Source organism: Paenarthrobacter sp. AMU7, assembly GCF_041200195.1.
Lineage (GTDB): Bacteria > Actinomycetota > Actinomycetes > Actinomycetales > Micrococcaceae > Arthrobacter.
On record NZ_CP165735.1, the window covers coordinates 4590430 to 4614106 of the forward strand.

Consider the following 23677-nt stretch of genomic DNA (forward strand, 5'->3'; position numbering starts at 1 on the left):
CATAGGTCCCTTGTGGATGGATACTCCGAAGAGCTGGCCTATCACCGGATCGGGATACCGGGAACTTCGACCATCACACCTCAGATCAGGGACTACCCCGAATCAACAGAAGCAGGGGCAGTCCCAGATGCAGGCGACTGGTTTACGGAGTGACGATGTTGAAGCTTGGGGTTCCGCCGTTCAAGTACCTGAAGCAGGCTAAGTAAGAGTTCTTCGGTCTCAATCGACTTCAAGCCGTGCGGAGCGCCGCATAAAGGACCCTGTCGGCCTTTTTTTGATGCCACGGTGTGTCCTGCAGCTTCGAGGAGGCAAAGCTACAGGGGCGTTGGTCTCCGGGCCGTTGATCGTAAAATGTCAGTGACCTGCAACATTCCCGAAGCAACGGCTTGGATACTCTCCCGGCCTTGAGGTTCGTGGAATGCACGCGTGCAAATCGCCAGTGAGTGGGCATCCGCTGCGTCGCGGCCCCGAACGATGAATGCGACATCGTGATAAATGCCCGTAACACTTCCGGACTTGCTGCCCCACCGTGCCCCGGGTTGCAGCTCAGCAACGACAGCGCCGATGACGCGATCGTCCTGCTGCTCCAGGAACTCAATCATTAGTCGGGTACTCTCCGGACCAGCTGCGCGCCCGCTAGTCACTGCATGCATGGTCCGTGCCAGGTCCAATGCTGTTGTGGTGATGGTCAAGCCCTCATTCAACGCGGCATAATCACCAAACAGCCGGCCCATGGAGGTGTTCCGGGTGCCACACGACGCGAAGGCTGCCGTGACGGTTTCAATCCCGATCAGTTGCGCCACCATATTCGTTGCCTCGTTCGAGGAGACCACGATCATGCGTTTAAGGACCTCCCGCAAGGGCATGGTCTCTCCCAACGGCGCCATCCCGGGATCTACTTCCTCAGGGTCAAAGGTATACGGACCCGCCCCCTCGATCCCGCTGACGAACGTCTGGGTGCTCACCATGGGCTGATCCAGGTCCAACTGGCCGGAGTCGACCAGTTGCATGGCAGCGATAAGCACACCCAGCTTAATGGTGCTGGCAGAGTAAAAGACCTTCTCCGCATCCCGTTCAGCGACGATCCTGCCGTGCGGGTCAATCAAACAGGAACTGACGGTAGGGATACCGTCGCTGTAATCGGAAATGATGCTATCCAATGACCAACCTCGTGTTTTCAGTAGCGTGTAGGGTCGCGGGAACGCCTAGCGGCAGGCTTGCGACGTCGCCGCCGTGCCCAAACCGCAGGCCCCAGGCCATGGGAATATTCAACGGAACCAAAACTTCCTCTATAAGTTCTTTAACCTCGCCCGGCTCACCGCACTGGTCCCACGTTCCCAGAGCGATGCCGTGTGCGCCCTCGAAGTAGCCAGACCGGATGAGCTTATGCAAGAGGCCATCGAGCCGGTATGGCTCTTCCGTAACATCCTCAAGCAGCACAATTTTCCCGGCGGCCCGGGCAGCGTCCGACGAACGGGATCCCGTCGTCATGGCCAACAAACTCAGATTTCCACCGGTGAGCGGCCCGTGGGCAATACCCGGCACCATCGCTTCTGCCTCCGGATGGGTGATCTCCATGCCTGCGATTCCTCGGAAAAGAGCCTTGTGGAGCGTCGAGGTGGAAGATGCGTCTTCCAATACGGCGTTCGTAGCTACCATGGGTGCAAACCACGTGGCCAGCCCAAGGTTCTGTTCCCAGAATTCGTGGAGACCGGTGACATCCGAGGAGCCAATAAGCGCCTTCGGTCGCGCAGACCGGAGGGCCTCAACGTCCAGCAGGTCCAATAATCGGACGCTTCCGTATCCACCGCGAATGCAGAAGACCGCGGTCAAGGAATCATCCAGCCAGGCATCCTGTAGATCTGCTGCCCGCTGCCCGTCGGTGCCGGCCAGGTAACGGGCCCGAGGGTGGCGTCCAAGGACATTCTTGCCGCGAACAGGTACGAGTCCCCAACTGCGTAACAACTCTTCGGCGCTGGATAGTTGTTCCTCGGTTGCCGGCCCCGATGGAGCCACCAGCCCCACGCGATCGCCCACTTTCAGAGGACCCAACTCCGGAAATTCCATCACGTCCGTAACCCTTTGGGAGAAGTTTTCGTTTGTTCGTCCTCATCACGATAAACAAGCATTGGTTGGTCGGCATCGATTTCGGTGTCCGCGGGATTCTCCGCGAGTACGTTGGTGGGAACAACGGACAACAGGCGCTTGGTGTATTCGTGCTTCGGAGACAACAGGACCTCTTCCACGGTGCCTTCCTCCACGATTCTTCCCTGGTACATGACGGCAACCCGGTCAGCAATGTTCCAGGCGAGGCCCAAGTCGTGGGTAATGACCAGGGCACCCAACCCCAACTCACATTTGAGTTTGAGCAACAACGCCAGAATCTCCGCACGGACGGATGCATCCAGGCTGGCTACGGGTTCGTCAGCGACAATGAAACTAGGGTCTAGGGCAAGTGCGCCGGCTATGACGACGCGCTGGCGCTGGCCCCCTGAGAGTTCCTGGGGAATGGCTGTCATGTACTTTTCCGCAGGAGAAAGTTCCGCTGCGCTCAGCGCGCGCGCAACAATCTCGGTTTCGTCCCCTGGCATCTTGTGCAGCCGCGGACCCTCTGCAACCGCTTCGTAGATTGAGTGCTTGGGGTTCAGCGCAGAGGTGGGATCCTGCAATACGAATTGAACTTGGCGACGATACTCCTTGAGTTTCTTTCGCTGCGTTGAGAGTGGCTTGCCCTCAAAGTGAATCGCACCGCTTGTGGGCTGCTGCAGGCCCAGGACTGTGCGGGCTAGCGTGGTTTTTCCGGATCCTGATTGACCAACCAAAGCCACAATTTCGCCGCGGCCGCAAACCAGATTGACTCCGTCGACGGCAACGTGGCCCTTGTTTGCTCCACCAAATACTACTGAGATGTTTTCCGCGACAAGCAGCGGTTCGATGGGTTGCTTCGGCTGGGGGGTGTCCCGGCGCTCGGCGGCGTCCAACGACGGCGCATTCAGGGCTGCGTACTTGGGCAGACGCAGTCGCGATGAGTAATCACCGATCGTCGGGAACGCGGCGGCCAGAGCTTGGGTGTGCGGGTGCTGCGGGTTGCCCATCACCTCAGCGGAAGGACCCTGCTCAACGATCCGGCCCTGCTGCATCACGACGATTCTTTCGCACGTTGCTGCCAGAACCGAAAGGTCATGGCTGATCATGATCAGCGACAGCCCCCGGTCCCGTACCAGCCCGGTGAGAACATCCAGGACCTGCGCCTGGACGATCACATCCAACGCTGTGGTTGGCTCATCGGCAATGATGATGTCCGGTTCGCAAGCCAGTGCCATGGCGATCATGATTCGCTGCTTCTGCCCGCCAGAAAGTTCATGGGGGTAGCTTTCGGCTTTGGACCGAGGAATGTCCACCAGGGCCAACAGATCGTGAACCCGCTTGAGGCGGGCTTGTTCTTGCTTGTATTTCGCTGAATCACCGGTGGCGTGAATCAGCAGGGCTTCGCCGATCTGATCCCGAATACGTTGGACAGGGTTCAACGAATGCATGGCTCCCTGGAACACGATGGCGGCCTCGGACCAACGGACAGCCCTCAGCCGGCCCCAGCTGAGCTCCGACACGTTTTCCTCACCGAGCAGAACCTGTCCGGTGACTTTGGCGTTGGCAGGAAGCAGTCGCAGCACGGACATGGCAAGTGTGGACTTGCCACACCCTGACTCACCCGCCAAACCGAGCGTCGAACCGGGTTCGACGACGAGGTCAACACCGTCGACTGCGTGGATTGTTCCCCGGCCTGAGGAGCCCTGGGTTGTGTAGGAAATACGAACATCTCTGAACTCAAGCCTGGGCATTACCGACCTCGCAACGTGGGGTTGATGACTGATTCAAGCGCACGGCCAACCAGCGTGAAAGACAAGACGACAATGACGATGGCGATACCCGGCGGGAGGACGAACCACCAGTAACCGCCTGTGGCGGCTCCTGTGTCCAGCGCCGACTTGAGCATGGTGCCCCAGGAAATCACGCTGGGATCGCCCAGTCCAAGGAATGCCAGGGTCGATTCAGAGATGATGGCCGAACCAACGGTGAGGGTGGTGTTCGCCAGGACCAACGGCATGACAGCCGGCAGCACGTGTTTGGTGATCACTTGTGCGTCGTTGGCACCCAAGGCCCAAGCCCGTTCAATATAGGGGCGTGATTCAATGGTCAGCGTCTGGGAGCGGACCAAGCGTGCGGTGGATGCCCATGAGGTAACGCCGATGGCCACGATGATGGTGATGACCCCTGGACCGATGACCGAGGAGAGGACGATCGCCAACACCAGGGACGGGACCACCAGGAAGAAGTCGATGACCCGCATCAGCACTGCCTGAGTTGCCCCGGTAAAGTGACCGGCCGCCATGCCGACGACGGTGCCGATGATCATCGAGACCATGGTGGCGGCGAATCCAACTATCAGGGAGACCCGGGCCCCCCACACCAACATGGCCAGGACCGAACGGCCCGAGGGATCGGTACCCAGCGGGTTCGCTGCTGATGGCGGCTGGTTTTGGGGATTGTCTATCTGGGTGACGTCGAGCATCGCTGCAGGAAAGATCAGGGGCGCCGTGACGGCCATAAGTATGACGGCGGTGAGGATAATGAGCCCGATCAGGCCCGAGGTGTTGCCCCGGAACTGATCCCACACCTGATTGGCCCGCTGGCGACGCCGCGCCGCTGCCACGTTTATTGTCTTGCCGGCTTTCGGCCTGGTTCGTGTAGTCACACTCATGATGTACGCAGCCTTGGGTCAAGAACTCGGTAGAGCAAGTCGGCAATGAAGTTCATCAGGATCACCATCGATGAGAAAATCACGAAGGTTCCCTGAAGCAAAGGAAAATCGGGCGCGCTCAGTGCCTGGAACGTGAGGTACCCCAGCCCGGGCCACGAGAAGACTGTCTCGACCGTCACGGCGCCCCCGATGAGTCCGCCCAGGGTCAGGAAGATCAACGTCACGGCTGGGAGGAGTGCATTGGGAACAGCATGTCGCCGGCGGACCAAGTCTTCCCTCAATCCCTTGGCACGGGCTGTGACTAGGTAGTCGCTGGTCATTTCCTCAAGGAGGGAAGCCCGCATGACCAAAAGGTACTGGGCATAAACAACGGCTGCCATGGTTACCACAGGAAGGACCAGGTGGTGAGCGACGTCCAGGACGTAGTCCACACCGGTGAGGTTCGACCCCGCCGTCACCATTCCGCCGGTCGGAAACCAGTGCAGGCCACCGGCAAAAACCAACAGGGCAAGCAGTCCGAGCCAAAACGTTGGGACAGACCAGAAAATAAGTGCCAGCCCGGTTTGGGTCCGGTCGAAGGTGCTGTTGAGCCGCCAGGCTGCTTTCTGCCCCAGCCAGAGTCCCAGGACTACGGAGATAGCAGCTGCAGAGCCCGTCAGCAGGACCGTCGGGCCCACGCGTTCAGCCACGAGGGACAAAACACTTTGGTTATAGGTGTAGGAGTAACCAAGATTGCCTTGAAACAAGTCCGTAAGGTAGCGCCAGAACTGCACCAGCAGTGGCTGGTCGAGTCCAAGCTGAACGCGCAGGATGTCCATCTGCTCGGCGCTGACCCGGCGCCCGTCCGCCATGGAGCGGACGGGATCGCCGGGCATAATCCGGAATGCGAAGAAGCCCAGGACCACGACCATCAATAACGAAACGAACGCCCCACCGGCCTTCATTCCTGCATAACGCAACCACGAGGTTCCGCGCGGTGGCTCATCCATTTCCACGGCCGTCAGGACCTGTGCTGTCGTCGCATCCGACATTGTTACTCCCGTTCGTCCGCGGTGGCGTTCTTACGGCGGATGACCACCGCAGCGATGGCAACGGCGACGACGAGTCCTCCGACGATCCACCACGTCGTGGTACCGGAGTCACTGGTCTGGGAAGCCTGGGAGGCTTCGACTACAGGCGTAGCCCCGTGGAGACCCCAAGGGCCGTTCTGACCCATGATGACGCCTCCGTTGGTCGGCTGCTTGACGAAACCTGTAAAGCGATCCGAACGGTAGGCCTCAAGTGCGTTTTCGTAGAACAGCACTTTGTTGGGAGCAGCTTCGTAGATCAGCTTCTGCGCTTCGGTGACGAGCTCCGAGCGCTTCTTCTGGTCCAGTGCAACGTGCTGAGCCTTGTAAAGGGAATCGAACTCCTCAGAGCACCAGTTCGATTCGCTGGTGGAGCCGGTTCCATCGGAGTTGGGACGTGAGGAACACTGGTTGATGGAGAGCTGGAAATCCGGATCCGGACCCAAGCCCCAGCCGGTGAAGTACAGATCGTAGTTGCCGAGCGTCGACTCGTCGTTGACCTGTGCCGAGGACTTCATCTCAACGGTTGCGTTGATTCCGATTTCCTTGAGCCAGGGCTTGATGAAGTCGGCCATCTGCTGGTGCGATGGATTGGTGCTGCGCCCCATCAGGCGAAGGTTGAGCGCCCGGCCTTCCTTGTCGACACGGATGCCGTCGGCTCCCTTGGCGTAGCCGGCGTCGTCGAGCATCTTATTGGCAGCCGCCGGGTCGTAGGAATTGGTCAGTTCCTCGGGCTTGGCCTCCCAGTGGTACAGGGGGTAGGTCTTCGGGACCTCGCCCGTGCCAAGGGTTCCCAGGCCCTGAATGACTTTTTCGAGCAAGACCTTGCTATCAATGGCACGCGCGATAGCTTGCCGGACGGTCTTGTCATGGAGTGCCGGGTGGCCATCACCCATGGGGTTGCCGGCGGCATCCTTGGCACCGGGGTTGATCCCTACAGCGGAATAGCGGCGACCCTCACCCGCATTGGTGGTGATCCCCTCTACGGATTGCAGGGCCTGGTACTGCGCTGGAGTCAGGCCGGACACCACGTCCACCTCGCCGGTCTTCAAGGCCTGGACGGCAGCGTCACTGTTCTTGTAAGGAACATAGGTGACGCCGGCGACCTTTGCTGCGCCGTTGCGGTAGTTCTCGTTGGTTTTGAGCTGAATGCCACTGTTCTTGTCGTACTTGGTGATGATGAACGGACCGGATCCAACGGTGTTTTCGGAATTTTCGAAGGCTGCCGGGTCCGGCAGCTCCTTCCAAACATGCGCCGGTACAATCGGCAGTTCGGTGCCCGGGTTCGGTGCCTGGGCTTGCTCAAGGTTGATCACGACGGTCGTTTCATTGGGCGCGTCCACCGAAACGACGTTGTCCAGCAGCGCGCCATTAGCCTGCTTCAGGGGATCCTGGGTCTTCACGGCGTCGTAGGTCCATTTGACGTCTTCGGAGGTGATAGCTTCGCCGTCGCTCCACTTTGCGTCCTCTGGCAGTGTGAAGGTCCAGGCTTTGCCGTCAGGAGAGGTGGTCCAGCTGTCCGCCATCCCGGGGACGGCTTCGTTGCTCTCGGCGCCGTACTGCACCAAGGGCTCGTACTGAAAAGTCAGAATGTTGCTGCTGGTGGCCAGGACCGAAAGGAACGGGTTCAGCGAATCGATGTCCCCTGTGAGCGCAACTTTGATGGTTGGTTTCTCTGCGGCTGCGCTCGGGGGCGCTGCGTGAGCGGCGGCGGGAACCATTGCCAGGGTGCCTATGCCCACGGCGGCTGCCACGCGGCGCCATCCCGGTTGTCGTTTCTCCCCGCTCGATGGAGCGTTGGCTACCCGCTCCGGGCTGACGTTGCGTTGAAAATTCATGGGCGCCTCTCCTCTTATGTTTCCCAAGATCACTTTCGGTCCTGGTCCCAACCTCCGTGATCCGGAGGGATCGCTCCCCGAACTTCCCTGTAAACATAAGGATTTGAAAGAATTTCGAGAGCAACTGAGTAAAACTTACAGAACCAACATATGTGACGCAAGACTCATATACTGTTTGGGGTACAACGATTGTGACAAGGTGTCGCGATTTCCGTCCGTGTGATCCGGGCAAGTGAGAATAGGAAGCAACCAATGGGCATCATCGACGCTGCAGAGCTTTGCTCACAACTCATCCAGTTCGATACCACCAACTACGGGGAGGGAAAGAGTAACGGCGAAAGGGAATGCGCGGAATTCATCGCAGATCTCCTCACCCAGGCCGGTTACGAGCCGCTTGTCCTCGGGCCCACACCGGAGCGCGCTTCGGTCGTGCTCCGTATTCCGGGCCGTGATCGAACCCTTCCGGGGCTGCTGGTCCATGCCCACATCGATGTAGTCCCTGCCGAGCCTGAACAGTGGTCCTTCGACCCGTTCGCCGGCGAAATCCGCGACGGCTTCATTTGGGGGCGCGGAGCCAGCGACATGAAAGACATGGTCGCCATGAGCCTGGCCACCCTCCTGACCTGGGCACGCGACGGCATGACCCCCCGTAGGGACATTGTTGTTGCTTTCGTTGCTGACGAAGAAGACAAAGGCGACTATGGCGCCCTGTGGCTCGTTGCCAAGCACCCGGAACTTTTCGCGGGGCTCGAAGCCGGGATTGGTGAATCAGGAGGGACCGCCACTCCGCTCCAGGCACGTGATGGCTCGATGGTCCGCATCTATCCCGTAGCAACGGGTGAACGCGGGACCCTCCATATGAGGCTTCGTTCCACGGGGACCTCCGGGCACGGCTCCCGTCCTTCAAATGACAGTGCCATCACCCACCTGCTGGGGGCCGCCCACCGCATCAACTCATACCGGTGGCCCATGCATCTGACCGAGACGGTCAAGTCCTACATCCACGGTACGACGACCGCCCTTGGCTACACACCCGACCTGTCGACCGAGTCCGGCGTGGAACAGGCGATCGACGTCATGGGAACGGCAGGCGATGTTGCCCGGGCCACCATTCGATGCTCATCCACCACCACCGTGCTTCGGGCCGGCTACAAGGTCAATGTCATCCCGGGAGCAGCTGAGGCCGAGGTTGACGTGCGGTGCCTGCCTGGAACTGAGGACCTGGTTCTTTCCACCATCGACGAGTTGCTGGGCGATCGGGTTACCAGGGAGTTCCTGTCCTATCAGCCAGCCGTTCAGTCCCCCTTGGATTCACCCTGGTTTGCTCAAATCACGGCTGCGCTTAACCGTTACGATCCCGATGCCGTTGTGGTTCCCGTCTGCATGGGCGGTGGCACCGATGCCAAAGCCTTTTCCCTCTTGGGCATTCGCTGCTACGGCTTCGCACCGTTGGGCATTGACCCGGAGAACCGCACCCACTCAGGTGTCCACGGGATAGATGAGCGCATTCCCGTCGCTTCAGTGCGCTCGGGTCAGAAAATCCTGCAGGACTTCCTGACCAATGTCTAATCGCGTCACTGCTACTGCCCCCGCAGATTTTTTGGGGACCGTCCACGAAATTTTCATCCGTCGCCATGGCGCTCATTTGGCGCCGGCGTCAATGTTCATCGTCGATGACCCTGATTGCGGGCGAATTACCGCAGGCTTCGGGGATCTCGATGGCCGGGGAACAAGCCCCGGCCCGGACACTGCATTCCGTATCGCCTCCTGCACTAAGAGCTTCACGGCCGCCCTGATCTTGATACTTCGGGACGCGGGCCTCGTGGAACTGGATCGGCCAGCAGCCGACTACTTACCCGCCTTGAGGACGTGGGCCCTTCCCTGCAGTATCAGCACACACCCAACGGTCCGGATGTTCCTGACGATGTCATCCGGTTTGGGAACGGACAACGAATGGGCCGACCGACAAGAGTCCATGAGCGTGGAGGATTTCGAAGTCCTTCTCAGTGGCGGTGTTCAATTCGTCAGCGAACCAGGAACCGCCTATGAATACTCCAACCTCGGTTACGCAATCCTTGGGCGAATCGCTGAGCAGATAACCGGCTCATCCTATGTGGATTTAGTACGCAACAGGCTGCTGACTCCCCTCGGGATGGACCGCACCGACTTTGTGGTTCCTGTTCGTGCCACTGATTCTGCAACCGGGTTTGTTCGTCGCCCCGGAGGATGGACTGCCCTGGTCCAACCATCACCGGGGGCATTTTCGGCTATTGGCGGCTTGTATAGCACTGCGAGTGATCTCGCCCTGTGGGCGCATTGGCTGTGCTCCGCGTTTGACCCCGACAGGAACCATGGGGAGAAAATCCTCAGCAGTGCCTCTCGGCGGGAGATGCAGCAAATGCACCGTCATATCCCCATGACGGACGGTGCGCCTTGCACGTCTTTGGGCTACGGCTTCGGGTTGTACGTCAATCATGATCCGGAGCTGGGAATGCTCATCTCGCACTCTGGAGGATACCCCGGCTTCAGTTCCCATATGCGATGGCATCCCTCCAGCGGGGCGGTGGCCGTGGGCTTAGAAAACGCCACCTATGCCAAAGTTCAGGCGCCCACTGCCCAAGCCTTGGCGCTGGCAGCCAAACGCGCCACCACTGCCACTGCGGGGGAGACGATGCCATGGCCACGCACTCTGGCGGCCCGGTCGGCTGTGGATTCCCTCCTTCAGGCATGGGATGAACAGCTTGTGCAGGAATGGTTCGCCGACAATGTCGCCGCAGACATACCGTGGAACCAGCGACGCTCGGAGTTGGATACCCTCAAACAACGCCTGGGCACACTGAATTTCGACGACATACGGATCGACAGTGCCGCGACGCCGGCTCAACTGACATGGCTCATACCGGCCGATTCCGGTTTTTTGCGCTGTTCGATACTCATGCACCCGCTTGCCAGGCCGCTCATCCAGCGCCTGGACCTTGAATTCGAAGCCGGCAGTCCTACAGGGTGTGCATGATGGCTGCCAGCAGCTGGGCACGTGGAGCAAGGGAGGGGATGTGAACCTGCTCATCGACTGCATGGGCACCACATCCGGAAGCCCCCAGGCCATCAAGGCTGGGTATCCCGGACCCGCCGGTGAGGTTGGTGTCAGCGGCGCCGGTGGCGGCGCGGCCTTCCAAGGTTTGCCCGACAGCTTTCGCCGCCTTGACCGCGTCAGCAAAGAGCGCGTCGTGGCTCTCCCCCGCGGCCCACGCAGGCCTGTTCGAGAGCAGTTCAACGGTGAGGACAGCCCCAGGGCGAATCGGTTCGGTGGCAAGCAGGCTGGCCAGGACCACCTTTTCCGTCGCCGCATCCTTGAAGCGCAAGCCGATTTCCGCGAAGGCGGTTCCGGCAACAACGTTGGTTCGTCCGCCACCGGAAACGGTTCCGAAATTGCACAGTACCGAAGGATAGCCGCGCATCAGGAGCCGGATGTTGAGCAACTGGTCCACCAGCTCATCGATGGCAGAAATTCCTGTCTCCGGAGCGAGGGCGGCGTGCGCTTCCTTGCCCACCACGCTCAGCCGCACACGGGTGCTCCCCCAGCGGGACGTTTTCAGTTCGCCGCCCGTGTGCGGTGGCTCCAGACCAATTGCACAGGACACATGGCCCACCTGCGCTTCGATGAGGGCCCGCGCCGTGGGAGAGCCGATCTCTTCGTCGGCCACCACGATCAGCCGGATGGGGCCTCGCTCCAGGTCATGCCGGCCAAGCAGTGTCAAGGCCTCGTGGAAGATGGCCAGCCCGGCTTTCATGTCATAGCTTCCGGGGCCGCGAAGGGTATCTCCCTCGAGGACCAACGGCATCCGTTCCAGCTGGCCTTTCGGCCACACTGTGTCGTGATGAGCCAGGAACAGCAGGGGTTTGTCGTCACGGCGGCGCCCGATTCCCGGGAAGTCGAGGACTAGGTGGTCGCCCGTGGGATGTTCATCAACGCTGGCAGTCGCCCCGAGTGCCTCGAAATCGCCTCGGATCACTGCCGCAAGATCTGCCAAGGCGTCAGGATCCCCGGTGGGGGTTTCAAAACCTACATATCGCTTCAGACGCTCCAGAATTGCTGTGGTTTGCTCTTGCGGGTTCCCCATCAGCTGAGTTAGATTCATAAATATGTAACCTATCCCGCATTCTAAAAACCTGCAATCCCCGGAATTTAGACATTTTAGAACGGAACTAACACATTATGCGTTACGTAAATCTGACGGCAGGCAGTTCAGGGTGAAGACGCATCATTTGGTCGCCACGGTTCAGGCACTAACCAGCGGCCAGCACCTGACCCAGGCTGCACTCCTGTACCGCACAGTGTTCGGCTACACGGACCCCGTAGACGGGATCTCCCCGCGTTTGCTGCGAAGTCTGGTGGACAACGGCGGGCTCGTCGTTGGGGCCTTGGATTCCAACAACGAAGTAGTGGGCTTCAGCTACGGTTTCCTTGGCACCGACGCGCAGGGAACCTTCCATTATTCGCAAGCGGCCGCCGTCTCCGCATCCTTCCAGGGCCAGCAATTGGGACGTCGCCTCAAGCAGGAACAAGCCCGGCTGGCGACCCTGCAAGGGCTCAGCCGTATGCAATGGGCCTACGACCCCGTCCAAGTCCGCAATGCACACTTCAACGTCAACATCCTTGGCGCCTACGGCATCAAATTTGTTCCGGATTACTACCAAAACGGTGGTTCCGACAGGGTCATCGTCCAATGGGATCTTTCCGCACCGGGCGCAACCAGCGCCGCATCCGCCAACAATCCTGGCGGTGAAACCTTCCGGGTGGAGGTGAGCCGGGCGTTGGCCGGGATCCGGGACAGTCAGCCCGAGATGGCCGAGCGAATGTCTTCGGTGATCCGCAAGGAACTCCAAAGTGGCTTCGAGCGCGGCCTCCTGCTCACTTCCTGTGAGCTGACGGACCACGTAACAGCAACCTACGTCTTTACCTCTGGCCCTCGAAACAACGCCGCGCACGGTGAAAGCCCTACGATGCCCGACAACAGCCGGAGGATGCCCGCGTGAATGCCTCGAAACTGAACAGTCCCCATGAACGCTACGACGCGCGACTCCAGCGGAGGTCCTCGGCGGTCCTCAAATCCCGGCTGCTGCAGGCTGAGACATCCACCCTCGAAACAGCCGTGGAGGCCTTGTCCACCGACGTGTCCATAGAGCGCGCCTCTGCCCATATCGTCAAGGCACGCCGCCGCTACATCTATGGGGCAGGAAAATCCTTCGGTTACGCATCGCTCATGGGCAGCGACCTGAGCGCGAGCCTGACCCACGTCTATCTCGTTGACGGCACGGTCATTCCGGTTCTGGACGTCCTAAGTGACGTTCGCAGCACAGATGTCCTGGTTGTTTTCTCGCTGCGGCGATACAGGCGGGAGGTGGTGGAAGCAGCCCAACGGTTCAAACAGGCCGGCGGAGTACTCATCGCGATCACAGATTCCCATGACGCTCCCCTGGCCTCGATTGCCGACGAGGTCGTCCTGGTGCAAACAAGCAGCGCGTCCTACACCGATTCATCCGTTGCAGTCGTGCTGGTGGTGCATCTGCTCTCGACACTCACCACGGCGAGTGCCAAGGGTGCCGGTCGGCGCCTGCTGGAACGGGACAGGCTCAGTACCCAACTTAATCTTTACGTCGGAGACTAAAGTGATCGTTAGCTACGCCCGTATTCAACGCGTCTCACTGCCGTTGGTTCGCGGATTCCAAACCAGTTCCCATAGCAAACGCCATTTGGAGCACCTGATCGTCTCCCTGCACGACGATGCAGGAAACGTCGGCTGGGGCGAAATCGCCTCAGCGTCACACCCGTATTTCAGCCCTGAGACCACTGATACGTGCTGGGAAATTGCCACCGCCGAGCTCATTCCTGCCTTGCTGGGGAAGGAATGGTCCACCCCGCAGGAGGCAATTAATGTCTGGGACAAGATCCGTGGGAACTACTTCGCGAAGTCCGGCGTCGAGATGGCAATCTGGGACTTGTATGCCCGCTCGAAGGGCGTCTCCCTGGCCGGTGCCCTCGGGGGTGTCCGCGAAGAGGTAGTCGCTGGAGTCTCGCTGGGGATCGAACCGACGGTGGAACAGCTGTTGCGGCAAGTGCAGACACAACTGGACTACGGCTACCGGAGAATCAAGCTGAAAATCGCACCGGGATGGGACATCGAACCGGTAGCGGCTGTCCGCGAACGGTTCGGAGACATTCTGCTCCATGTCGACGCAAACGGCGTCTACAGCGAATCCTCTGAAGATCTCGAGGCGCTCCACAGCTTGGACCGCCTTGCCCTGACCATGATCGAACAACCATTCGCGGCAGCCAACTTCCTGGCCCACGCTCGGCTCCAGGCAGCCATCAACACGCCGGTGTGCCTTGACGAGTCAATCGAAACCATTTTTGACCTTGAAACGGCTATTGAGTTAGAGGCCCTCCAAGTCCTGAACATCAAAGTTTCCCGAATGGGGGGCCTGAGCGCCGCGATCTCTGCCCACGACCTGTGCATGGCCCACGGGATACCCGTATGGTGCGGTGGAATGCACGAATTTGGAGTCGGCCGGGCCGCCAATGTGGCACTCTCCTCACTTCCGGGGTTCGTCATGCCTTCGGACGTTTCGGCGTCGGAAAAGTACTACCACCAGGACATAGTGACTCAACCCATCACGGCGAGCGGCGGCCGTGTCCGCGTACCGACCGCTCCTGGCCTGGGATACGAAGTGGACGTCGCCTTCCTCGAGGCAAACACCTCCCAGAGCGAGACTTTTGCTGCCAGGGCCGCTGCAGGGCTTGTGCCGTGAGCGCCTATGATGTGGTGATCCGTAACGGCACCATCCTCGACGGTACGGGGGAAGCGCCCTTCCACGCCGACCTCGGGATCACCGGGCATCGAATTACAGCCCTTGGCACCGGGGCGATCTCCGGGAAAATGGAGATTGATGCCACGGATTTAGTGGTGTGCCCCGGTTTCATTGACCTCCATTCCCACGCCGATTACACGATCGAATCGGCGCCCGAGGCAACAACGCAGATCCACCAGGGGGTGACCACATTGGTCACCGGCAACTGCGGCTGGTCTCCGTTCCCCGTGCAGGACCTCCCTGAGCTTCAACGATGGAGTACCTTCCTGGGTCCGGACCTTTCGTGGTCCTGGACCGACCTGCAGGGCTTCGCCCAAGCCGTCGATCGCGCCCGGCCCACCATTAATATTGCGCCTCAGGTCGGTCATGTGACTGTCCGGTTGGCCGTTATGGGCAGCAGCGAGCGGGAACCGACGGACTCCGAACTGCGGGATATGGTGCACTTCGTCCATGAAGCAGCGGACCAGGGCGCCTGGGGGCTGAGCAGCGGTCTGATCTACGCCCCCGGAAGCTTCGCGCAGGAGCGGGAAATGCGCGCCCTCGTCGCAGCCGCAACAGCGGCGGACCTCCTCTACTCCACGCATATGCGTGATGAAACATCGTCCTTGCTCCATGCCGTGGATGAGGCCATTGCAGCCGTCGAAGATTGCGGCGGACGGCTGGAAATCTCACATCTGAAGGCTATGGGCCCGGCCAATCATGGGATGCTCCCCGCTGCATTGGCACGGATCGATGCTGCCCGCGCGCGGGGGGTCGATGTTGCCGCAGACGTCTACCCCTACACCGCTTCGGGAACGACGCTGGTCTCCCGAACTCCGACGTGGTCCCAAGATGGCGGCATTGACGCGCTCCTGGAACGGCTCGGGGACCCCCTGCTTCGCGCCAGGATTTCCAGGGAAATCCAAGCGCGGGTGGGTGTGGATATCGATTTGTCCGGCATCGTCATCAGCGAGTTGAGCCCCGGCCGGTTCAACGAGTTTGTGGGACGTTCGGTTGCCGACATAGCAGATGTCCACGAGCTGGACGGAGTAGAACTGATGCTGCAGATCCTGGAGGCACACAGCGGCGTCGTTCCCATCATCAATCACTCAATGAGCCCGGCGGATGTCGATGCTGCCCTTGGTCATCCGCACGTCTCCGTGGCCAGCGACGGTGCCGTCATGAGTGCACAAGGTCAAGGATCGACGCATCCTCGAAGCTTTGGCACGTTTCCCCGCGTGCTGGGGCGCAACGTACGGGAATCCAAGAGACTCCAACTGCCCGAGGCCATAAGGAAGATGACAAGCCTCCCGGCGGCGCGTTTGCACATGCGAGACCGGGGAGTCCTCGGAATCGGCAGAGTGGCCGATATCGTAGTGTTTGACGCGGGCACGATCCTCGACCATTCCACCTACGCGGATCCATGGCAGCTAAGTTCCGGCGTGCATCACGTGCTTGTATCCGGAGTGCCTGTCATGTTGGATCAGAAACCGACGCGGGCCCGTCCGGGCAGGGTTCTCCTCAAGCGACAGGGCACCCACTGAGAGTGGGCCTGTCCCTCAGGCCGGGCGAATCAGGCGCTCGACGGAGGGCGAGATCGTGCAGTCGGGCTTCCGCGCCCATGTGCGCCATCTCCAGAACTCTCATTGCCATCTGGGCTGCGTCAGCGCGTGCCCTGTCCGGGTTGCGGACGCGACCGACGCAAACTAGACGCTTTCCAGACCGCCGCCAAAAGCCAGAGCGGCGGGTTTCCCCCGAACCTGCCACCCCTTCGACTCTGAATGACATCATTCAAATATCAGCGTAAGACTAGAACGAGGCACATCAGACCATGACAATCGAACAACTGCGCTCCCAAGCTGCATCACCGTTGGCGCCAACGTGGCTGAGTGTCCCCACCGACTTGAACGAGCTCCCGGCTAAAATCTGGGCCGGTGAGGTTACCAGGGCAGCATCAGGGGAGGTGACGGTAGGGGGCGTCAGCGTCGCCGACATAGCCCTCGAATTCGGGACCCCCGCCTATGTGGTCTCAGAAGATGACTTCAGGCTGCGGGCGAGGACATTCTTGACCGCGTTTGACGAAGCCTTCCAGCCGCTGTGTGGGGGCGTCGATGTGTACTACGCCGGAAAATCATTCCTCTGCATCGAAGTAGCGAAATGGGCCATCGAAGAAGGCTTGTATCTGGACACGTGCTCCGGCGGTGAGCTTTCCCTTGCCGCCCGCGCCGGCATCGAAGGACGGAAACTCGGGCTGCACGGCAACAACAAATCCGATGCGGAGCTTGCCCGCGCCCTGGATATGGGAGTGGGCCGGATCATCGTTGACAGCCTCCAGGAACTCCACCGGGTCGGCGAAATGGCCAGGCAACGAGGAACTACCGCACCCGTCCTGCTGCGTCTGACCCCGGGAGTCCACGCAGAAACCCACGAATTCATCGCAACCGCACACGAGGACCAGAAGTTCGGATTGTCCATGGCCTCCGTGCACGGGCGAAACTCCGCTGCCGAAACGGCCATAGCGGCCGCCCTGAACGACAAGGGTATCCGGCTCCTGGGCGTCCACAGCCACATAGGCTCGCAAATTTTCTCGCCGGAAGGCTTTGCCCTCGCGGCTCAGCGTCTTCTAATCTTCATTGCCGCAATGCGCGAGATCCACGGGCTGGTCTTGGAAGAACTGGACCTCGGCGGGGGATACGGCATCGCATACACCGGGGCCGACCACCCACAAGATCCCAAGGACGTTGCACACGCAATGGCTCGTGTTGTGGGCGCATCATGTGAAAACCTGGGAATCAAGGTGCCCAGAATTTCGATAGAGCCGGGCCGGGCAATAGTAGGAACCTCCACGTTCACCCTCTACGAGGTCGGAACCCTCAAAACCAACTACGTCGAACACGGCACCAGCACCGTACCCCGGCGCTACGTCGCTGTAGATGGCGGAATGAGCGATAACCCCCGACCTGTCCTCTACGGCGCCGATTACTCTGCGACACTGGCCTCAAGAACATCCGATGCGGACCCAGTACTTTCCCGAGTTGTCGGCCGTCACTGTGAAAGCGGCGACATCGTGGTCCGCGACGTTTACCTCCCGGCAGATTTAGAGCCAGGAGACCTACTGGCGGTGCCAGCCACCGGGGCATACTGCTGGGTGCTTTCCAGCAACTACAACTACACGCCCCGGCCTCCCGTCGTAGCCATCTCTGGCGGCAAAGCACGGCTCATTGTGCGAGGCGAGACCGAAGAAGACCTTTTCCGTCGCGACGTCTGGGGCTAATGTGCCATCCTTCAATTCCCCTAAACGACAGTGACCCCCTGAAATCGCGACAACAGCAGGCACCGGCCCGCGCGGACCCCAACCACTGCAGTAGTGCGTTTGTCGGCATCACGAAGCGCCGCCACACGCCGGCTGGGCGGGTCATCGACGAATTCAACTCCGGAAGGAAGTGGGACGGGGCCATAGGTGTTTTCGGTGACGCGGGCGTTCCCCTCCAGGGCGCTCGCTTACATGGCAAACCCTTCCACCCAGCAGAGCTGCGCGGATTGAGGGCACTGGGAGAGACAGCTGAGTTGGTCGCGTTGAGCGACAAACGTCGAAGCGGATAAGAGGGTCAGGATGCTTGCTTCCAGAGGTCCAGTTCCAACCAGTCCCCGGGGAATCCCATGCTCACATCGGGAGAAAGGAGCTCGGCCCCGTCGGGGGCCTGCAGCTTGACGTCGAGTTTCTTGATCTGTGTCTTAAACGTCAGATGCCAGTTGGAGCCGCTGCTGTGTGACCTGAGCATGAATGCCAGGATGGCGGCGTAGATGTAGAGCCGTTGACGTGGTTTGGGCGTGTTCGTGAAATCGGGTATCGACCACGTGAGTCAAGAGGTCGCCGTTGGTGTCGTGCTTCCCGAGCGCGATCTGTCGTTTGAACGCCCGGTTGAAAAGGCGTGATCCGTGGGCGCAGGCGTTGCGAAAGTCGACCATCATGCGGAGCATCGCCCCAAACCGGCTGGGGTGGGCGAACCCGAACATGCGCGCTACATCCCGGGCGTCCGGGGTCTGCATGAGTTCGAAGAGATAGCGAAGGTTTCCGAAGCTCAGAACCTCGGTCACGGCCCAAATGCGTACCTCCTGATTTGGGTACTTCAACAAGTGGTGCTTTATGAAGTCTTCATCCTCGGCGCCCGACTTTATGGCGGCCTTCCAAGTCGTGGTCCACGCATCAAACTTCGTATATATGCCACCGCTTTGGTCTCCGCTGGGCTAATCGCAGCTGCGCGTATTGAGAAACTGTTTGTCAGCGTGGGCAGCAACGTCCTTTGCCGAAAGCGTGTGGGCCAGGGCAGCCCTCAAGCGGACTTCGAAGTCCAGCAGGCCCTCTTGGCAACCCGAGCCAGTTTGAAGTCGAACGCTTCAAGCTTCATGATGTGTTCGATGCTTGCGCCGGCTAGATAGTCATCAGAACGATATTGGTGCAGGCGCGCATCCATCAGCTCAGGTGCAAGCAACTGCCGAAAGACGTATCGGTAAGCACCCGAGCGGAAATAGCCGACACGGGTCAGGAAATTAAGCGCTGCGGTTCGGTCAGGAATTTCCAGGCCACGCTCTTCAAGCTGGTCAAGCAGCTCGTCGCGCTCTTTGAATTCCTTCGTATACTCCACGCATCACCGGCAGTCGCTTAATGAAAATTGCCCCCTTGAGCCGAGGCTCAGAGGGGGGCAATGTCTGATGGCGTCATGTAACACATTTACCCGTGTAGCGGGTAAATGACCTGCTGGGCGTCCGAGCATCCGTTCGTGGCGGAGTCACCCAGTGCGTACCACTTCCAAGGAACCGGGACTCCCCGAATTCCCGACGGGCCTGATTTTCAGCCACGGGTATTTCGAGCAAGCGCCCACGTGGTTCTGACTGCCTGCACGGCGAGGGCGACGGTGAACGATAGCGTCATCAGGACTGCAGCTGAAAGGCGAGGACCACTACCCGATGATGTGAACCAGCAGGACGGCAGAGATCACAACAGCGTGTGTGTCGAAAACTTCCATGGTTCATTTCTCGGGATGTAGGTTGAGCGAGGTTGCGGCTGGCTCCGTAAAAGGGGCTGGCAGAGCTGTTCGGGGCTGTAGCGGACCCGTTTGGGGGTACCTGTGAGAGCATCCTCGCCGCGTGGTGTTTGTTACGGGGCGCCGGACCCGGCCGGCGTGGCCGGTCCGGCGCCGACAGCTGCGTCCGGAGCCGGACCGGGATGCCCTTGTGGTGAACTCTTTGTCCACGGCTTCCTGCACGGTGGCGTGCTGGCCGTTCTGGACCGTGCCGTCTGGAACTTCCAGTTGTAGACGGCTGACCAGAGCTGTCCGTAGTCGTTCAGGTATCGACCGTTGTCCTGCAGCCTGGCCACGCCGTACCAGGCGTTGCGGCCGTGCAAGCTCTGGGCCTGGGGGCCTTCGCCGGAGATGTAGTAGGCGAGCCAGCCTTCGGCGCTGCCGAGGACGGTGTAGTACTGCTGGTATTCGGCGGGGTTTGAGGGCCGGGACCTGGTCTTGACGTTGGATGTCGATGTAGGTGGGTGTGCAGGCACCTGCAGCGGGGCCGGGAGGAGCTGCCGTGGTGGGCGGCACAGTGGTGGGGGCGGGAACCGGCGGTGCAATCGGCGCTGTTGTGGCCAGCCGGGATGGTGGGCGTCGGCGCTTGGGTAGCCTCCGCCGTCGGGGTTGCCGTCGGGGTTGGCGTTGGCGTTGGCGTTGGTGTTGGCGACTGCGATGCCGTGGCCGTCGTCGTCGGCGTCGGCGTCGGCGAAGCGCTGGCGGTGTTGGTAGTGGCCGGTGCCGGTGCCGATTGCGGGACCAGGTTCCCCGCTACGACGACTGCCCCGACGACGGCCGCGGGGGCGAGCACCGCACCTGCGGTGCTCGGCCACCCCGTCCGCCGACGTTTGTGCTCGGCGATTGAGGCGACGTTGGGGTCGTCGGAGAAGACATGCGACCGGCCCGTCAGGATACCCGGGGTGGTGCCAGGTTCGGGGATGCGGGGTTTTGGATTTTTTCATGAGTTGTTCGATGCGGTCCATGATTAGACTTCCCTTTCTGTCATGAGGCGTGAGGGTGCGGCTTTCGCGAAGGCTTTACGGGCCCTGTGGGGCCGGATCGCCGCTGTCGACGGCGAACATCCCAGGCTCTCGGCCAGTTTTGCGGTGGTGAGGTCGTCCCGGTAGGAGAGCATGAGGATTTCCCGGTCCTTGAGCCGGGAGAGAATGTCGGCGATCTCGGCCTGCTAGCCATCATCGCTGGCAGTGCCACTGGCGCGGGCCTCTTCAGCCATGCGGGCCATGAATTCTTCCCGCGGCGCCGGCCTTTGCATTCGTTGCCCAGCAGATTCCGGGCTGTAGCTATCATCCATCAAAGGCCAGGCGGCTCGGGGATTGCTTTCCCAGACGATCCGGAACCCGTCGTTGGCGAGTTCCTCGTCCCGTTCCCGGCCGTTGATCCGGTACGCGATGTACTGGTAGCTGCGGCTGAAGTGTTCAGCATGAAGAGCACTCAGTTCCTGCTCTCTGGTAGCCAACATCTTTCTTTGTTTCCCCCGGGCTAGCGCTTGATGATCTAAACATTTAGTTTCCCGGAGACGGCTGTTTCTTACATAACTGCTGAAAACTTAAATAGAGATACCCGGCAGGCCTCCTAATGGGCTTGCCGGGTATCTGGCGGGCTTGGTGGTCAGACAGCGTAGCGGAGACTGGTCAGCAGTGCCCGAAGCTTGACGTATTGATCAGTTTTCATCCACGCTTCAGCGGTTTCAGGCGTCATGGACGCGTCGACCTGGGCTACAGCGGTTGCTGCCCCGTTCGGCATGATCATGAAGCTGTTCACCGAGGAGCTGTCAGGGCCTTCTGTCATGAAGTAATCAGCCACAACCCCCATGTAGTAGCGGACCGGAAATTCAGGAAAGCCGGCATAGTCATCCCTTACGAAGGCGAAGTGCGAGGCCCCGTCACGGCTATCGAACGTACTGAGTTCCTGTGAGTCGAGAATGGTGCGGTTGACCGGCCCGCCGACCAGACCACCGGTGCCTCCGCTGGTGATGTGGGCGACTTTGTCACCGCTATTGTCGAAGATATTGGCAGCGAGTGAGTTCTCTTTCCCGCCGGGATGATTTGCTTCTTCGTTGTACGGTGCCTGCTCCACCTGTACAGTCCAGCCGGCGGGCACATCGAAGGAGATGTGGCCGTCCGGAAAGGTAAACTTGCCGTTCCCGTAGTCGGGTGAGACGTGCGGGGTTGAGGGGACTGCGGGGGTAATCGGTGTCACCACGGCTGCCGACGGCGGAGTGGTCTGGCGGGCGGTGACTGTGGGTTCGGCAGGAACGGTTGGTGCTGCCGGCACGGAAACGGGTGCCTGCCTTGCAGGAGCGGCAAGGACCCGGGCCGTGACAGCGGGTGCAGGAACAGTGACCTCGGCCGGTTCACTGTCCTGGTCGGGAGCGCTGGCTTCAGAGGAGGGGAGCTTAGCCTCCACAAGCGCGGCAGGCGGCTGCGCGGGCATCGAGACTTCCGCTGATGCTGCGGGTGTGAACGAAGTACTCGCCCCGGGCGCTTCCGGTGCGCAGGCGACGAGAGTGAGTGCCAGCGCAATCGATGTCAGAGTCGCGTACTTGGCATAGTCGGATCGGCGGTACTTCATGGTTGGGTTCCTTCCCCATAGGACTGCAAAGCAGATCGCCTGCTCATACATGTTGTTTCCAGCAAGGGACGGATGATTACACCCGAAGCAAAAAATCTTTCCGCGGTCTTCTTCCCCCGGCGGGTCGCTGACCGGACAGCGGCCCCCCAAAGCCGAACGCATCGTCCATCGCGGGCTAGCTGATGAAGATGTTCCCTCTTGTTCCGCCGGAATCGGATAGGCCGGGAACGCCCCAGCAGTAATGGCCAGTTCTAAGAAACTGGGGCACTTTGTCTCGACTTATCAGGGGCACCTCCGATCTTGAGGCAATCTTGAGGTATCCCTGAGTGAATCTTGAGAGGTTTCGCCCATTTTTAGAGTGTCTGGGCGGAAGCATAGGCGTGCTGGGTGGCAGGTCTTGCAGTGGGCCGCCACCCAGATCCCAACAGCCGTTTGGTTATGCTGTCCCAGTGACGGGCATGAACGGGTGCCCGAGGCGTCAGGTCGATCTGAGCAATTGTGCACTCCGGCTGGATGCCGGCGGCATCCTGTAAGTTGGCCGCTATCCAAGAACGCAGCGAGAGGGAACCCTCCCAGCCCGAGCCCGGGGGTACGGAGGCAGCTGGGGTCGCCGCTTCCAGAAGCCAGGCGGGAACCAGTTCTTAGAGATTGCTAGATGTCCTTGCAAACTTATTGGCTTCTCAACCTCCGGTTGTCCCAGGAATCGAATCGCTGGAGCTACCTGTTCGAGGTGTCCTCGGCTTCAGCAGGGAGGCCTTCGCATGGGTACGTCTGTAAAGGTTGGTGTTTGCTTGGACACTGCGGCTGTGGAGGATTGGTCGGAGGATGTTGAGCAGCTGGCGGACTTGATCGTTGGCGCTGAGGACATTAGGGCCTTCCTTGACGGGATGGCCGGTCTCGGGGCGGCAGTGATGTCTAGGTCGGCCGGTGCCCGCATTGAGTGTGCTGTGACGTTGGGCGGCGGAAGCGTACTGCGACAATCGGCGGGAGCAGCGACCGAGCGATGTTGCTGGACCGGATCGAGTTGCACCGGCAGCCATGCTGTCGAGTTCGTCGCCTGATTCGACTAAGGCTGTGATCATCAATATCGGGGGTACCGTGGTTCCCCAGCTTGACCCGTCCGACGGACTACTCCCGGCCCACGAATACCCGTGCATTCCAGTTTATAGCCGTGGCCGAATGCGAACGACTGCCAACCAGAGGAGGAAACCATGGGAGTGGTCGACCAGACTGAAAACGCTGGCGAGACGGCCGCAAGGGCAAAGAAGCGGCAGGCTCGGCCACAGGCGACGACAGCCTGCGGACCGAAGGCCAGGCCGACCAAGCCAAGGGCGATCTGAAGCAGGCCCGCGAGAAGGTTAAGGACGCGTTCAAAGGGACTGGCCAGACCACGGCGAAGGACGCGCCCAGCGAACGGGGCGCGTCCTTTTGCTAGCCCGGGAGTGCAGCGATTTAAGCAATAGCTACGCGGTGTCGTCGTCCGATGCCCAGCCGCAGTGTCGGATG

Annotated in this window: 21 protein-coding genes and 1 pseudogene; 8 read left to right on the plus strand and 14 right to left on the minus strand. The window is 60.4% G+C overall.

Annotated features, from left to right (window positions below; genetic code table 11):
• Positions 1–314: 314 nt before the first annotated feature.
• From ABQM86_RS21185 to ABQM86_RS21210, 6 genes are read right to left on the minus strand one after another with little or no spacing between them, the layout of a single operon-like run.
• Entirely contained in the window at positions 315–1160 is an 846-nt protein-coding gene (locus ABQM86_RS21185) for a serine hydrolase (protein ID WP_369745517.1), read from the minus strand.
• Positions 1153–2067 (minus strand): LD-carboxypeptidase, encoded by a 915-nt coding sequence (locus tag ABQM86_RS21190; RefSeq protein WP_280628058.1) that lies wholly within the window; start codon positions 2065–2067, stop codon positions 1153–1155. Before ABQM86_RS21190 ends, ABQM86_RS21185 begins: the two co-directional genes overlap by 8 nt.
• Positions 2067–3839, minus strand: a complete 1773-nt coding sequence (gene nikE / locus ABQM86_RS21195; RefSeq protein ID WP_280624895.1) for an ABC transporter ATP-binding protein — start codon at positions 3837–3839, stop codon at positions 2067–2069. The genes ABQM86_RS21190 and nikE overlap by 1 nt, the downstream gene beginning before the upstream one ends.
• The gene (locus tag ABQM86_RS21200) at positions 3839–4759 is read right to left on the minus strand and encodes an ABC transporter permease (RefSeq protein ID WP_280624897.1); all 921 of its coding nucleotides are present in this window, start codon (positions 4757–4759) and stop codon (positions 3839–3841) included. The genes nikE and ABQM86_RS21200 overlap by 1 nt, the downstream gene beginning before the upstream one ends.
• Entirely contained in the window at positions 4756–5790 is a 1035-nt protein-coding gene (locus ABQM86_RS21205; protein ID WP_280624899.1) for an ABC transporter permease, read from the minus strand. Before ABQM86_RS21205 ends, ABQM86_RS21200 begins: the two co-directional genes overlap by 4 nt.
• Positions 5791–5792: 2 nt before the next feature.
• The gene (locus tag ABQM86_RS21210) at positions 5793–7664 is read right to left on the minus strand and encodes an ABC transporter substrate-binding protein (protein WP_280624901.1); all 1872 of its coding nucleotides are present in this window, start codon (positions 7662–7664) and stop codon (positions 5793–5795) included.
• A 252-nt stretch (positions 7665–7916) separates the two neighbouring features.
• Here ABQM86_RS21210 and ABQM86_RS21215 point away from each other — a divergent pair, with 252 nt between their 5' ends.
• Positions 7917–9233: a M20/M25/M40 family metallo-hydrolase gene (locus ABQM86_RS21215; protein ID WP_280624904.1), complete on the plus strand. Its 1317-nt coding sequence runs from the start codon at positions 7917–7919 to the stop codon at positions 9231–9233.
• Between the two features lie 91 nt (positions 9234–9324).
• A complete protein-coding gene (locus ABQM86_RS21220) occupies positions 9325–10677 on the plus strand; it encodes a serine hydrolase domain-containing protein (protein WP_369746698.1) in 1353 nt (450 codons plus the stop codon).
• On the opposite strand, the gene ABQM86_RS21225 is transcribed toward ABQM86_RS21220, so the two are convergent.
• The gene (locus ABQM86_RS21225; RefSeq protein WP_369745518.1) at positions 10661–11785 is read right to left on the minus strand and encodes a M20/M25/M40 family metallo-hydrolase; all 1125 of its coding nucleotides are present in this window, start codon (positions 11783–11785) and stop codon (positions 10661–10663) included. The genes ABQM86_RS21220 and ABQM86_RS21225 overlap by 17 nt on opposite strands.
• 130 nt (positions 11786–11915) lie before the next feature.
• On the opposite strand from ABQM86_RS21225, the gene ABQM86_RS21230 reads away from it, so the two are divergent.
• From ABQM86_RS21230 to lysA, 5 genes are all read left to right on the plus strand, one after another.
• Entirely contained in the window at positions 11916–12701 is a 786-nt protein-coding gene (locus ABQM86_RS21230) for a GNAT family N-acetyltransferase (RefSeq protein ID WP_280624910.1), read from the plus strand.
• Complete coding sequence (locus ABQM86_RS21235) at positions 12698–13333, plus strand: MurR/RpiR family transcriptional regulator (protein WP_280624912.1); 636 nt, start codon at positions 12698–12700, stop codon at positions 13331–13333. The genes ABQM86_RS21230 and ABQM86_RS21235 overlap by 4 nt, the downstream gene beginning before the upstream one ends.
• Position 13334: 1 nt before the next feature.
• Complete coding sequence (menC, locus tag ABQM86_RS21240) at positions 13335–14474, plus strand: o-succinylbenzoate synthase (protein ID WP_280624914.1); 1140 nt, start codon at positions 13335–13337, stop codon at positions 14472–14474.
• Entirely contained in the window at positions 14471–16057 is a 1587-nt protein-coding gene (locus tag ABQM86_RS21245) for an amidohydrolase family protein (RefSeq protein ID WP_369745519.1), read from the plus strand. Before menC ends, ABQM86_RS21245 begins: the two co-directional genes overlap by 4 nt.
• Positions 16058–16344: 287 nt before the next feature.
• Positions 16345–17787, plus strand: coding sequence for a diaminopimelate decarboxylase (lysA, locus tag ABQM86_RS21250; protein ID WP_280624917.1), 1443 nt, complete (start codon positions 16345–16347; stop codon positions 17785–17787).
• 334 nt (positions 17788–18121) lie between these two features.
• Here lysA and ABQM86_RS21255 read toward each other — a convergent pair whose 3' ends face one another.
• The 7 genes from ABQM86_RS21255 to ABQM86_RS21285 all read right to left on the minus strand — a co-directional run bounded on the left by ABQM86_RS21255 (position 18122) and on the right by ABQM86_RS21285 (position 22171).
• A complete protein-coding gene (locus ABQM86_RS21255; RefSeq protein ID WP_280624919.1) occupies positions 18122–18295 on the minus strand; it encodes a hypothetical protein in 174 nt (57 codons plus the stop codon).
• Positions 18249–18737, minus strand: coding sequence for an Abi family protein (locus ABQM86_RS21260; RefSeq protein ID WP_369746699.1), 489 nt, complete (start codon positions 18735–18737; stop codon positions 18249–18251). The genes ABQM86_RS21255 and ABQM86_RS21260 overlap by 47 nt, the downstream gene beginning before the upstream one ends.
• Before the next feature lie 110 nt (positions 18738–18847).
• Entirely contained in the window at positions 18848–19159 is a 312-nt protein-coding gene (locus ABQM86_RS21265) for an Abi family protein (protein ID WP_280624921.1), read from the minus strand.
• A gap of 512 nt (positions 19160–19671) precedes the next feature.
• Entirely contained in the window at positions 19672–20562 is an 891-nt protein-coding gene (locus ABQM86_RS21270) for a hypothetical protein (protein ID WP_280624923.1), read from the minus strand.
• Between the two features lie 2 nt (positions 20563–20564).
• The gene (locus tag ABQM86_RS21275) at positions 20565–20756 is read right to left on the minus strand and encodes a sigma factor-like helix-turn-helix DNA-binding protein (RefSeq protein WP_369746700.1); all 192 of its coding nucleotides are present in this window, start codon (positions 20754–20756) and stop codon (positions 20565–20567) included.
• A 9-nt stretch (positions 20757–20765) separates the two neighbouring features.
• Positions 20766–21059 (minus strand): hypothetical protein, encoded by a 294-nt coding sequence (locus tag ABQM86_RS21280; protein WP_280624927.1) that lies wholly within the window; start codon positions 21057–21059, stop codon positions 20766–20768.
• A 149-nt stretch (positions 21060–21208) separates the two neighbouring features.
• Positions 21209–22171: a hypothetical protein gene (locus ABQM86_RS21285; RefSeq protein WP_369745520.1), complete on the minus strand. Its 963-nt coding sequence runs from the start codon at positions 22169–22171 to the stop codon at positions 21209–21211.
• 1211 nt (positions 22172–23382) lie between these two features.
• On the opposite strand from ABQM86_RS21285, the pseudogene ABQM86_RS21290 reads away from it, so the two are divergent.
• Positions 23383–23552, plus strand: a pseudogene (locus ABQM86_RS21290) (CsbD family protein); the annotation flags it as partial.
• Between the last annotated feature and the right edge of the window lie 125 nt (positions 23553–23677).

What these genes read in the sequence shown, in the direction of transcription:
- ABQM86_RS21210 (WP_280624901.1), bottom strand. Translation starts at nt 7,664, where the DNA reads ATGAATTTTCAACGCAACGTCAGCCCGGAGCGGGTAGCCAACGCTCCA.
- ABQM86_RS21200 (WP_280624897.1), bottom strand. Translation starts at nt 4,759, where the DNA reads ATGAGTGTGACTACACGAACCAGGCCGAAAGCCGGCAAGACAATAAAC.
- ABQM86_RS21225 (WP_369745518.1), bottom strand. Translation starts at nt 11,785, where the DNA reads ATGGGGAACCCGCAAGAGCAAACCACAGCAATTCTGGAGCGTCTGAAG.
- ABQM86_RS21255 (WP_280624919.1), bottom strand. Translation starts at nt 18,295, where the DNA reads ATGCTCAGGTCACACAGCAGCGGCTCCAACTGGCATCTGACGTTTAAG.
- ABQM86_RS21220 (WP_369746698.1), top strand. Translation starts at nt 9,325, where the DNA reads ATGTTCATCGTCGATGACCCTGATTGCGGGCGAATTACCGCAGGCTTC.
- ABQM86_RS21205 (WP_280624899.1), bottom strand. Translation starts at nt 5,790, where the DNA reads ATGTCGGATGCGACGACAGCACAGGTCCTGACGGCCGTGGAAATGGAT.
- ABQM86_RS21215 (WP_280624904.1), top strand. Translation starts at nt 7,917, where the DNA reads ATGGGCATCATCGACGCTGCAGAGCTTTGCTCACAACTCATCCAGTTC.
- ABQM86_RS21190 (WP_280628058.1), bottom strand. Translation starts at nt 2,067, where the DNA reads ATGGAATTTCCGGAGTTGGGTCCTCTGAAAGTGGGCGATCGCGTGGGG.
- ABQM86_RS21270 (WP_280624923.1), bottom strand. Translation starts at nt 20,562, where the DNA reads ATGGACCGCATCGAACAACTCATGAAAAAATCCAAAACCCCGCATCCC.
- nikE (WP_280624895.1), bottom strand. Translation starts at nt 3,839, where the DNA reads ATGCCCAGGCTTGAGTTCAGAGATGTTCGTATTTCCTACACAACCCAG.
- ABQM86_RS21285 (WP_369745520.1), bottom strand. Translation starts at nt 22,171, where the DNA reads ATGAAGTACCGCCGATCCGACTATGCCAAGTACGCGACTCTGACATCG.
- lysA (WP_280624917.1), top strand. Translation starts at nt 16,345, where the DNA reads ATGACAATCGAACAACTGCGCTCCCAAGCTGCATCACCGTTGGCGCCA.
- ABQM86_RS21280 (WP_280624927.1), bottom strand. Translation starts at nt 21,059, where the DNA reads ATGTTGGCTACCAGAGAGCAGGAACTGAGTGCTCTTCATGCTGAACAC.